General features: G+C 71.5%; 10 protein-coding genes and 1 tRNA gene. 5 read left to right on the forward strand and 6 right to left on the reverse strand.

The annotated features are described in order from the left end of the window. From N865_RS17350 to N865_RS23090, 3 genes are all read right to left on the reverse strand, one after another. On the reverse strand, positions 1-1,344 hold the full coding sequence (locus tag N865_RS17350; RefSeq protein ID WP_034808655.1) for an ABC1 kinase family protein: 1,344 nt from the start codon (positions 1,342-1,344) through the stop codon (positions 1-3). An 86-nt stretch (positions 1,345-1,430) separates the two neighbouring features. After that, entirely contained in the window at positions 1,431-2,396 is a 966-nt protein-coding gene (locus tag N865_RS21965) for a hypothetical protein (protein ID WP_051510880.1), read from the reverse strand. A 175-nt stretch (positions 2,397-2,571) separates the two neighbouring features. Further along, a complete protein-coding gene (locus N865_RS23090) occupies positions 2,572-2,733 on the reverse strand; it encodes a DUF5679 domain-containing protein (RefSeq protein WP_013493366.1) in 162 nt (53 codons plus the stop codon). A gap of 246 nt (positions 2,734-2,979) precedes the next feature. Between N865_RS23090 and N865_RS17360 the strand changes: the two genes are divergently transcribed. Continuing rightward, on the forward strand, positions 2,980-3,531 hold the full coding sequence (locus tag N865_RS17360) for a M48 metallopeptidase family protein (RefSeq protein WP_051510882.1): 552 nt from the start codon (positions 2,980-2,982) through the stop codon (positions 3,529-3,531). Here N865_RS17360 and N865_RS17365 read toward each other — a convergent pair. Together N865_RS17365 and N865_RS17370 are read right to left on the reverse strand one after the other, a co-directional pair. Beyond that, positions 3,518-4,042 carry an NUDIX hydrolase gene (locus N865_RS17365; RefSeq protein WP_034808659.1) on the reverse strand — a complete coding sequence of 175 codons (525 nt, stop codon included), beginning with the start codon at positions 4,040-4,042 and terminating at the stop codon, positions 3,518-3,520. The genes N865_RS17360 and N865_RS17365 overlap by 14 nt on opposite strands. 59 nt (positions 4,043-4,101) lie before the next feature. Further along, positions 4,102-5,718, reverse strand: a complete 1,617-nt coding sequence (locus N865_RS17370) for a zinc-dependent metalloprotease (protein WP_051510885.1) — start codon at positions 5,716-5,718, stop codon at positions 4,102-4,104. A gap of 130 nt (positions 5,719-5,848) precedes the next feature. Here N865_RS17370 and N865_RS17375 point away from each other — a divergent pair, with 130 nt between their 5' ends. Next, complete coding sequence (locus N865_RS17375; protein ID WP_034808661.1) at positions 5,849-6,277, forward strand: molybdenum cofactor biosynthesis protein MoaE; 429 nt, start codon at positions 5,849-5,851, stop codon at positions 6,275-6,277. After that, positions 6,274-7,458, forward strand: coding sequence for a YlbL family protein (locus tag N865_RS17380; protein WP_245603824.1), 1,185 nt, complete (start codon positions 6,274-6,276; stop codon positions 7,456-7,458). Before N865_RS17375 ends, N865_RS17380 begins: the two co-directional genes overlap by 4 nt. A gap of 185 nt (positions 7,459-7,643) precedes the next feature. Here N865_RS17380 and N865_RS17385 read toward each other — a convergent pair whose 3' ends face one another. Further along, positions 7,644-8,183 (reverse strand): PPA1309 family protein, encoded by a 540-nt coding sequence (locus N865_RS17385; protein ID WP_034808688.1) that lies wholly within the window; start codon positions 8,181-8,183, stop codon positions 7,644-7,646. Positions 8,184-8,347: 164 nt separating this feature from the next. Between N865_RS17385 and N865_RS17390 the strand changes: the two genes are divergently transcribed. Next, positions 8,348-11,362, forward strand: coding sequence for a UPF0182 family membrane protein (locus N865_RS17390; protein ID WP_034808662.1), 3,015 nt, complete (start codon positions 8,348-8,350; stop codon positions 11,360-11,362). A gap of 116 nt (positions 11,363-11,478) precedes the next feature. After that, positions 11,479-11,552 (forward strand) — tRNA-Met (locus tag N865_RS17395). Positions 11,553-11,583 lie beyond the last annotated feature (31 nt).

Raw genomic sequence — 11,583 nt, forward strand, 5'->3', positions numbered from 1 at the left:
TCAGGCGCTCCCGGTGACGGACTCCCCGATGGGAGGCAGGTGCGCGCCCGGCAGCATCTCGTCGATCGCGGCACGGCCGCGGACGGTTCCACCGAGCTGGCTGAGCACGCCGATCCCGCCGCCCCAGACCCGATGGATGAGGAGGTACTCGGGAGGCAGGTTGAGCTTGAAGGCGACCGAGTAGTTGGGCTGTCGGGGGTCGTTGATGTGGGCGAACACGCTGCGCAGCCAGGCCCGGCTGAAGGTGAACTCGTCGGAGCGGAACGGCGCCAGGAACGGCTCGAGGTAGTCGAGCAGCCGCTGGGCGTCGATGTCGATGGACTCCTTGACGAAGCCGATCTCGCGCAGCCCCTCCAGCACCGGTTCGGCCCCGCCCTCGAGGCCCGCGGTGAGCAGGCGCCCGATCTCCTCGGGCATCCCGTCGGGCAGGTGGTTGACCGCGCCGAAGTCGATGACCCCGAGCTTGCCGTCGGGGGTGATGCGGAAGTTGCCGGGGTGCGGGTCGGCATGGAGCATCCGGGCCCGGGCCGGCCCGGCGAGGAGGAACTCGAGGTAGAGCTGGGATGCCGTGTCGCGCTGCTCCGTGGTGCCGTCACGGATGATCTGCGAGAGGGGGACGCCGTCGAGCCACTCGGAGACGATCACGTGCTCGGTCCCCTTGAGCACCTCCGGGATCCGGAACTCCGGGTCGTCGCGGAAGGCCTTGGCGAAGGTCTTCTGGGAAGCCGCCTCGAGGCGGTAGTCGAGCTCCTCCGCCATCCGGTCGCGCAGCTCGTCGAGGATGGGACCGAGCTCGATGCCGGGAAGCCAGCCGGCGGCCATCTTGGCGACCCGGGAGATCTGCCGGATGTCGCTCATGAGAGCCGCCCCCGCGCCGGGGTACTGGATCTTGACGGCGACCTCGCGGCCGTCCTTCCAGATGCCGCGGTGCACCTGGCCGATCGACGCGGATGCCACCGGGGTGTCGTCGAACTCACGGAACCACGAGCGCCAGCGGGTCCCGAGCTCGGACCGGAGCACGCCGTGCACCGAGCTCGTCGGCATCGGAGGCGCACTGTCCTGGAGCTTGGTCAGGGTCGCGCGGTACGGGGTCGCGAGCTCCTCGGGAAAGGCCGCCTCGAAGATCGAGAGAGCCTGGCCGAACTTCATCGCGCCGCCCTTGAGCTCTCCGAGGACTTGGAAGAGCTGCTCGGCGGTGCGGGCCTGCAGCTCGGCGGCGACGAGCTCGGCGGGTCGGCCGCCGAGTCGCTTGCCGAGGCCGAGCGCCGTTCGCCCGGCGATGCCCAGAGGCACACTGGCGAGCTTGGCGCTGCGCACGACCGCCTTGCGCGGAAGGTCCGTCACCCGCTCACCCCATGAGGCTCGTGGCCGGTCCGTTCGACCGGCCTGCGCTATCGACTCTAGACGAGGGGAGAGGGCAGCGTTGACCCTCAGGCGGCGTCATGTCCCGGCGAGCTCGCCCCGAGATGGCGAAGGCAGCGTGGGTGGGACGTCCAGCGTCGGTGGTCCATCCGCGGCCACGGCAGGCTGACCTCGACCGACACGCCAGGCGGCGGGTGAGCGCCCGCGAGCAGCTGCGTGGCGAGGAGCGCGACGCTGCCCGCGACGAGCTGGGCGAGCGCGGGGTCGAGCTCGGCCCCGCCTGCCGGCGGCCCGGTCACCACGGTTCCGCCGCCCGGGCAGAGCTGGGCCATCAGCGTCGGCCACGCAGGGTCGCGGTCGGTCCGGTGCAGGTCGAGGCACCAGAGGCACGGTCCGGTGCCTGGGTCGACGAGCGGTCCGACGGTCACCCGGGCACCGGATGGCACCACGGGGAGGTGGGGGACCCCGTGCCCGAGCCAGACGTCGCCGCGCCGCGGGTCGATCGCGACCGGCCCGACGAGAACCACGAGGTCGGGTCGGTTGGTGCGTGGGTCGGCGATGACATGGTCGACGGCCTGCCGGCCGTGGGTGATCTCCCCGACGCCGCCACGCCGGACCAGGGTCACGATGTCGTCAACGAGGCCGCCGTCGCCATCGACGACGACGTGGCGGGCCGCCCCGTCCACGTCGGCGGCCCGAGGAGTCGAGGGCGGACCGGCCACCCCGGGGAGCGTCCGGACGGTCGCGGACGACGGCTCGGGAGGCGGGGACTCGAGCACCCCGAGCCGTGCGACGAGCTCGAGGAGCTCGCGCCAGCGCCGTGCGGGGACTCCCGCCCTTGCTGCGTCCCGGTAGGTCGAGGAGACCGGACGGGACCCGTCGAGCAGCGCGAGCAGGTCGGTCTCCGCCGCCGTCAGGCCGGTCACGATCGGCCCGTCGGGCAGCACCCCGAACTGGACCTCCCCGGGACGGCGGGCGACGGGCCGCAGCCACGCGGCGAAGCGTGGGCGCGACTCCGGGGCGGGGCTGCTCATCACACGTCTCATCGAAACCTCGAGGGGTGGGTCCTGACACCGGCGGTCTCAGGCTCGCACCGCGCCCGGCGCCGGTGTGCGGCTCGTCCACAGGTCCCGGGACGCACGGAAGGGGCGGGACCACGAGGTCCCGCCCCTTCCGAAGACCGGCGTCAGCGACGCCGGGGCGACCTGGTCAGGCCTTGCCCAGGATGCGGTTCAGGTTGGTGCCACAGACGGGGCACTGACCCTTGGCCATGCGGCGGCCGTTCTCCGAAACGACAACCTTGCCCTCGGCCTCGCGCTTCTCCTTGCACTTGACGCAGTAGAACTCGCCCTTGTAGGTCTCGTCAGCCATTGGTGGTCTCCTTGTTGCTGGCGCCCATCCGACGGGCGCCTCGGCTCCGTTCACCCTAGAGCACGCTGAGCACGAAATCATGCTCATCCCCCGTTGGCAGATCCGTGGTCGATGCGGTATGCCGTGCGCGTGATACCTGCGGTCCGGGCGCCTCGGCGACGCTCAGGGGTCCTCCGGGGGCGCGGCACGCGCCCTCTGTCGGCGCCGCACGCGCCCTCTGTCGGCGACGGGGCCTACCCTGCCCTCATGGCTGGAGCGGGGCGCGACGTGGTGCAGACGGTGGTCGACGGGGTCCCCGTCGAGGTTCGCCGCAGCGCGAGACGGCGGCGCACCGTCTCGGCCTACCGGCACGAGGGCCGGCTCGTCGTCCTCGTCCCGGCCCGCATGAGCCGGGCCGAGGAGGGAGAGTGGGTCCGCACGATGGTGGCGCGCGTGGCCGCCTCCGAGCAGCGGCGGCAGCGCAGCGACGGCGACCTCGTGAGCCGGGCGGCCGAGCTCTCGAAGGCCTATCTCGACGGTCGAGCGGTCCCCACGAGCGTGCGGTGGGTCGGCAACCAGAGCTCCCGCTGGGGGTCGTGCACGCCGGCGGAGGGCACGATCCGGCTCTCTGACCGGCTGCAGGGGATGCCGGGATGGGTCGTCGACTACGTCCTGCTCCACGAGCTCGCTCACCTGCTCCAGCCCGGCCACGGGCCGGAGTTCTGGGCGCTGCTCGCCCCCTATCCGAGGCTGGAGCGGGCGCGCGGCTACCTCCAGGGCGTCTCGGCGGCCTCCGGGCTCGACCTCAGCGACGAATGAGCCGCTGCGCCGCCTGGATGAGCGGAGCGAGGTCCGCCGGCGCGCCGGGGGGCAGCTGGTCGGTCGGCCACCAGCGCACGTCGATGGACTCGTCGCTGACCAACGGCGCGCCGTCGAGGGGAGTCACCGCCGCGTAGCGCACGTCGAGATGCTCCCGGCACCGGCCGAACGCCGCGGGCAGCTCGTGGCGGCTCAGCTCGACGATGCCTGGCAGCACTGTCAGGTTCGCGATCCCCGACTCCTCGTGGGCCTCACGGACCGCGCCGTGCCACATCGATGCGTCGCCCACCTCGAAGTGACCGCCGAACTGCAGCCAGAGCCGCGCCTTGCCGTGATGCGTCAGCAGGACGTTGTCGGCTGCCTCGTCGAGGACGATCACCCCGCCGGTCAGGTGCGCGGGCGGGCCGCCCTTGGCCATGGCGTCCTCGTGCGCGTGAAGATGGGCGAGGAAGTCGAGGCGTAGACGATCCTGCTCCTCGTCGGGCGCCGGCCACGCCTCCAGACGCGCCATCGCGTCGTGACGGAGACGTCCGTATGCCGCTGACTCGGCTTCCGATGGCGCCTCCGCGGTCACAGGCGCGGCCCCGACGGGCCGGGATCGGCAGAGCCATCGCCCGAGCTGTCGTCAGAGCCGTCACCGGCTTGGTCCTCCGAGCTGTCGCCGGGGCGGTCGACGGGGCTGTCGCCGGCCGCGTCCGTGCCCCGGGCGGCCTCGTCGAGGATCCCCTGGAGGACCGCGTCGAGATCGCCGCCGAACGCGTCGGAGGACACGCCCTCGGGCGCCGCGCCGCCGTGCGTGACCCGCTCGACGTAGCCGATCGGGTCGTCGAGGTCGGCGGCCGTCGGTGCGAGGTCGGGGTGCGCCCAGCGTCCGTCGCGGAGCGCCTGGCCCCCGGCGTTCTCGAGGGCGGCCCAGAGGTTCGCGGCGTCGCGGAGGCGTCGCGGGCTCAGCTCGAGACCGACGAGACCGGCGAAGGTCTTCTGGGCAGCGCCGCCGACGCGGCGTCGGCGGATCGTCTCGGACAGGGCGGACGACTGGGGGAGGTGGCGGCTCGTCGTGCGGTCGGTGACGTGGTCGACCCACCCCTCGGCGAGGGCGAGGAGCGTCTCGAGCCGCTCGAGGGCGGCCCTCTGGGCGGGCGTCGGGTGGGGGCGGAAGAGGTTGCCCTGCAGGGCTGACCTCAGTGCCTCGGGGTCGGTCGCGTCGATCGTCGTGAGGGCGCTCTCGATGGCCTCGGTGTCGATGGTGATGTTGCGCGCGTAGTCGTCGACCGCGGAGAGCAGCTGGGGCCCGAGCCACGGGACCTCCGAGAAGAGCCGGACCCGAGCGGCCTCGCGGACCGCGAGGTAGAGGCGGACCTGGGCGATGTCGATCTCGAGCGAGTCGGCGAGGGTCGCGACGTTGCCGGGTAGCAGGGCGACGAGACCCGGCTCGGTGAGGGGCAGGCCGACCTCGGTGGCCCCGACGACCTCCGTGGCGAGGGTGCCGACGGCCTGGCCGAGCTGGGCCGCGAACATCTGCCGGCTCAGCGTGCCGAGCATCGGGGCCCACTGCTCCACCATGGCGCGGGGGTCGAAGCGTGCCGGCAGGCCCTCCGGAAGGGCGTCGCCGAACGCCTCGGGACCGAGCTCGCCGATCTGCTTGCGCAGCGCCTCCGAGGTCGCCGCAGTCACCCCCTCGGACACCGGTTCGACGAGCTCGTACCACCGGGGCATCGTCGCCTCGACCCACTCGGCCCGGCTGAGGCCGGTGGCCCGCCAGGCCGGGGCCGCGAGCGTCGTCTGCTCGTCGAGCCACAGCGTCGCGACGGCGACCGCGTCGGCGACGGCCCGAGCCGCGGCCGCGTCGTGGAGGTCGTTGCCCTCGCTCGCGCTCACATGCTTGCGGGCGAGGTCGGTGGCGAGGTCGAGGGACCCGGTGGGGGAGCTCTGCGCGGCCATGAACGTGCCGAGCTGGGCCCGCATGGCCGCCTGGGTGGCGGGGTCGGTGGGGTCGACCCCCATGCTGCGCATGGCCTCGGCGAGCTCGGGGTTCTTCGCGGCCTCACCGAGGACCTGCTCGAGCATCGAGGCGAGGTCTCCCGTGCCCATCCCGGTGGGGTCGGGAAGGTTGAACGGGAACCGTCGCGAAGGGTCGAACGGATCCTCGTTCGCGTCGTCGTCGCGGGGGTCGCGGTCGTCGGACATGACTGCTCCTGACTTGTGCACGGGTCTCGCCGGGTCTCTCCCAAGACAACCACGGATGGCGGGTGATGGTTCCCCAACGAGGCGCCCGCGCGAGGTCACCCGGACGCGGCAGTCGGCCCAGCGGCATACGATGACCGTCGTGACGGTCACCCTTGCCGAGATCCGTGAGACGCCTCTGTCGGTCGACGAGGTGCTCGCGAGCGTCGCCGACCCCCGAGCCGGGGGCACGTGCCTCTTCGTCGGCACGGTGCGCGACCACGACCACGCCCAGGGTGTGACCCACCTCGACTACAGCGCGCACCCGACCGCGGCAGACACCGCCCGTGCCCTCGCGGACCGGCTCGCGGGCGACGGACGGGCCGTCCGCATCGCGGTGGTCCACCGCGTCGGACGCCTCGAGGTCGGCGACGTCGCCGTCGTCGTCGGCGTGAGCGCCGAGCACCGGGGCGAGGCCTTCGACGTGTGCCGGGCCCTCATCGACGAGTTCAAGGCGACGATCCCGATCTGGAAGCACCAGCAGTTCACCGACGGCGGCGACGAGTGGGTGGGTCTACCGTGAGGACGATCCGCCGTATGCCGGCCGGCCAGGTCGTCCCCGAGGCGCCCGCCCCGACCGACGGTTCGAACGGGCCGGGGGGCCCTGATGCGTCCGGACCCGTGACCCAGACGGGAGGGGACGGGGGGCGGCTGACACGCGGCAACAAGATCGTCCTCGGTGTCTTCTTCGCCTTCCTCGTGATCCTCGTCGTGGGCTCCCTCGTGCACCTGCCCTACGCGATCATGAGCCCCGGCCCGATCGTCAACACCCTGGGGAAGCAGCCCTCCAACGGCAAGGACGTCCCGCTGATCCGGGTCGAGGGCCTGCCGAGCTATCCGGCGGAGGGCAGCCTCGACTTCACGACGGTCCGCGTCGAGGGCGGTCCGGGCTATCCGGTCGACGTGTGGGACGTCCTCCAGGCCTGGATCGACCCGGCCCGGGATGTCCTGCCCGTCGACGAGGTCTTCGACCCGAGCGTCACCGAGCAGCAGGTCGCCGAGGAGAACGCCGTCCAGATGGCCGGCTCGCAGGAGGAGGCGACGGCCGTCGCGCTGCGTGCCATCGGCAAGACCGTTCCCGCGCACGTCGCGATCGCCCAGATCGCCCCGGCTTCGAAGGCCAAGGACGTGCTCAAGGTCGGCGACCGCCTCGTGAAGGTCGGCGCGACGACCATCACGAGCCCCCAGGACGCCCGTGAAGCCCTGCAGGAGGTCACCGCTGGCGACACCGTGACGATGGTGATCGAGCGTGGCGGAAAGACCTCGACGGTGAAGGTCCCGACGATCACGGGCCAGAACGGCCGCACGGCGCTCGGGGTGGTCCTCGGTCTCGACCACGACTTCCCTGCGAAGATCACGATCGACGCGGGTTCGGTCGGCGGCCCGTCCGCCGGGCTGATGTTCTCGCTCGGCATCTACGACAAGCTGACCCCGGGGTCCCTCACCGGCGAGCGCAACATCGCGGGCACCGGCACGATCTCCGACGACGGCACCGTCGGCCCGATCGGGGGCATCAGGCAGAAGCTCGCCGGGGCGCGCGGCGGTGGCGCCGACTACTTCCTCGCCCCCGCAGACAACTGCAACGAGGTCGTCGGCAACATTCCCGACGGGCTCGAGGTCTTCAAGGTGACGAGCTTCGACGACGCCAAGACGGCCGTCGAGTCCATTGCCGCCGGGAAGACAGGGTCGCTGCCGCGCTGCTGAGTCCGGCCGCACCACAGCTCCACCCCGCGTCGCCCACAGCACTGCTCACGATTGTTGGGCAGTGCCGTAGGCGGGCGCGGGCAGTTCCGGCTTCCCTACGTCACTGCTCACGGTTGTTGGGCAGTGCCGTAGGCGGCAGATCGGGCGCACACTCCGGGGGCCGGCCCAGCGGCATACCCGGATGGTCAGTCGACGAAGCTCGCCTTGAGGGCCTCGACGATCCCGGGAGCGATGTCCTTTCCGGTGGCTACGGCGTCGTCGGAGTCGTGGTCGCGCTGGCGCAGGAGGCAGATCGACGACCCGTCGCGAAGGACCGCGACGAGCAGGCGCACGTCCTTGCGGTCGGGGTGGGCGGCGAGCGCCTCGACCGCCTCCTCGGGCTTGGTCGGCAGGTCTCGCTCCGCCTCGGGAGGCACGACCATCCGCTCGATCGCGAAGGCGCAGCCGTCGACCTCCGGTGGCCACGCGAGCCGCCCGAGGAGCGTCTCGAGCGACATCGTCGCGGGCAGGCCCTCCTGCTCGATGGCGGTCAGGGCGCCGTCTGCGAGGTCAGCAGGACCCATCTGGTTCCGCAGGTGCGGCTCGCGCTCGAGCAGGTCGGACGTCCGGACGAGCGCGAAGAGGCGGGCGGGCTGGTCCCAGCCCGCGGCGGCGACGTGGCGCTCGGTGTCGAGGGCGGCGATGGCGAGGGGGTCGATGACCGGCTGGGGGTTCACGGGACCCATCGTGCCGTATGCCGCCGGGCCGGGTCGGCCGCCCGGCGTGCTCACGGTGCCCCCTCGGTCGCACACGTTGCCGGGTTATGGTTGCCGCAGGCGCCCGCACGCGGGTGCCACTGGACCCCTTCGAGTGCCCCCACCCGGCTCCTGGACCACAAGGCGACGACGACGTGAGCAACAGCGAATTCGGCCCCCCTGCGGGCAACTCCGACGGTGCCGACGCGGGCGGCCCGCGCCGCGCCACCCTCCCCCCGGCGCGGAGCCCCCTCGTCACAGCGCTCGTCGTGGCGGGCGCGCTCCTGCTCGTCATCGCGCTCCTGGCCCAGTTCTGGACCGAGGTGCTGTGGTTCGACTCCGTCCACTTCTCCGGGGTCTTCACGACCCAGGTCGTCACGAAGCTCGTCCTCGGCATCGTCGGAGGTCTCCTCACGGCCGCGGTCGTGTGGTCGAGCATCCACATCGCCTACACGACGCGACCGATCTACGCGCCGTCGCCGGACACCCAGGCGATGGAGCACTACCGGCAGCTCGTCGAGCCGATGCGCCGCACCGCGACCATCGCGGCGCCGCTCGCCATCGGGCTGTTCGCCGGTCTGTCGGCCGCGACGCAGTGGGACACCTTCCTGCTCTGGCGCAACGGCGGGTCGTTCGGGACGACCGACCCGGAGTTCGGCATCGACATCGGCTTCTTCGTCTTCACGCTGCCGTGGATCAACTTCGTCGTCGCCTTCCTGACGATGATCCTCGTCATCGGGCTCATCACGGCGGCCTTCACCCACTACCTCTACGGCGGCATCGTCGCCGCGCAGCGCACGCGCTCGACCCAGGCCGCCCGGGTGCACCTGTCGGTCATCGCCGCGACCCTCGTCCTCGTTCGGGCCGTCGGGTTCTGGGTCGACCGCTACAACCTCGCGGTCAGCCAGTCGACCCGGATGACGGGTATCCAGTACACCCAGGCGCACGCGGACATCCCGACGAAGGGCATCCTCGCCGTCGCCGCGGTGATGTGCGCCGTGATGTTCCTCACCGTCATCTGGACCCGGTCGTGGCGCCTGCCGCTCGTCGGCATCGCGGTCCTCACGGTCATCGTCGTCGCGGTCGGCGGGATCTACCCCGCGCTCGTCCAGTCGCTGAAGGTCAGGCCGTCGGAGAAGTCGCTCGAGGTGCCCTACATCCAGCGCAACATCGACGCGACACGTGCGGCCTACGGCTTCGACCAGATCAAGGTCGAGCGCTATGACACGAAGACGGTCGCGGCGCCCGGCCAGCTCCGCGGCGACGCCGCGACGGTGCCCGGCATCCGCCTCATCGACCCCAACATCGTCAGCCCGACGTTCAAGCAGCTCGAGGCATCCAAGGGCTACTACCAGTTCGCCGACGTGCTCGACGTCGACCGCTACATGGTCGACGGCAAGCTGACCGACACCGTCATCGCCGCACGCGAGGTCGACCTCACGGGCGTGCCGACCGGGCAGCGCAACTGGCTCAACGACCACACCGTCTACACCCACGGCTACGGCGTCGTCGCAGCGAAGGGCAACACGCGCGAGGACGACGGCCGCCCGACGTTCATCGAGTCGGAGATCGGCAGCACGGGCAAGCTCGGCGCCTACGAGCCGCGCATCTACTTCGGCGAGAGCTCGCCCGAGTACTCCGTCGTCGGCGGTGGCAAGAAGGAGTTCGACTACCCCGACCCCAACGGGACCGGCCAGCTGACCAACACGTATGCCGGCACCGGCGGCGTCCAGCTCGACGCCCTGCGCCGGATCGCCTACGCGGTGAAGTACCGCGAGGTCAACTTCCTGCTCTCCGACGCCGTGACGAACGACTCGCGGATCCTCGACCACCGCACCCCCCGTGAGCGGGTCCAGCGGGTCGCCCCGTGGCTCACGCTCGACGGCAACGCCTACCCGGCGATCGTCGACGGCCGGGTGCTCTGGGTGCTCGACGGCTACACGACCTCGTCGAACTACCCGTACTCCGAGGAGACGACGCTCGACACGGCGACCGAGGATGCCGTGACCAGCACGAAGCAGTCGGTGCGCGCGGTCCAGGGCGGTCAGGTCAACTACGTCCGCAACTCGGTCAAGGCCACGGTCGACGCCTACGACGGTACCGTGACGCTCTACCAGTGGGACGAGACCGACCCGGTCCTCAAGGCCTGGATGAAGATCTTCCCCGGCACGGTGCAGCCCCTCTCGGCGATCAAGGGCTCGCTCATGCAGCACCTGCGCTACCCGGAGGACCTCTTCAAGGTCCAGCGCCAGCTCCTGCAGAAGTACCACGACACCGACGCCGCGTCCTTCTACGGCGGCCAGAACTTCTGGCGGGTCCCCGACGACCCGACCCAATCGGGCACCGACCTGCTCCAGCCGCCGTACTACCTCTCGCTCGCGATGCCGGGACAGAGCGCGCCGGCGTTCTCGCTCACGTCGACGTTCATGCCGACCGGGGACCGCCAGGTCCTCTCGGGGTTCCTCGCGGTCGACGGCGATGCCGGCACGCAGACGGGCAAGCGCGCCGCGGGTTACGGCACGATCCGGTTGCTCGAGACGACCGGTGGCACGGTCAACGGTCCGGGGCAGGTGTACAACGACATGCGCACGGCAGCGGTGTCCTCGAAGGACCCGCAGCTGTCGCAGCTGACCCTCGCCCAGTTCATCTCGACGACGCAGTCGCAGGGCGCGGCGACGGTGACGTTCGGCAACCAGCTGACGCTTCCCGTCGGCGGTGGCCTGCTCTATGTCCAGCCGATCTACGTCCAGGCCAAGTCGGGCGGGTCCTACCCGAGACTGTCGGCGGTGGCCGTGGCCTTCGGCGACAAGATCGCGTGGGCGGGTTCGCTCGACGACGCCCTCAACGACCTCTTCGGCGGGTCGTCCGGCGCGCAGGCCGGCGACACGGGGGCGACGACCCCGACGTCACCTGCTCCCGGCACGCCGACGACGCCGACGACGCCAACCCCGGGGCCAACGGCAACGCCGTCACCAGGTGCGACCGGGACCCCCAACGCCGCTGCGCTCGCCCAGGCCCTCAAGGACGCCCAGGCTGCCTACGCCGAGGGCGAGGCCGCGCTCAAGCGCGGGGACTTCGCGGCATACGGCCAGGCCCAGACGAAGCTCAAGAACGCCCTCGAGCGTGCTGTCGAGGCCTCACCGAGGGGAACGGCGACGACGAACCCCTGACGGGTGGGCGGTGGCTGAAAACGCTTGGGGCGGCTCGCGATTGCGGGCCGCCCCAAGCGCTTCCCCGCCCGATTTGGAGTTCTTCGGGGATTCACGTTAACCTTACGAAGTACCGACGCGGGGTGGAGCAGCTCGGTAGCTCGCCGGGCTCATAACCCGGAGGTCGCAGGTTCAAATCCTGCCCCCGCTACAAATGTGATGTCCCGAGACACCGTTGACAG

It is taken from the genome of Intrasporangium oryzae NRRL B-24470 (assembly GCF_000576595.1).
In the GTDB taxonomy this organism is placed as follows: domain Bacteria; phylum Actinomycetota; class Actinomycetes; order Actinomycetales; family Dermatophilaceae; genus Intrasporangium_C; species Intrasporangium_C oryzae.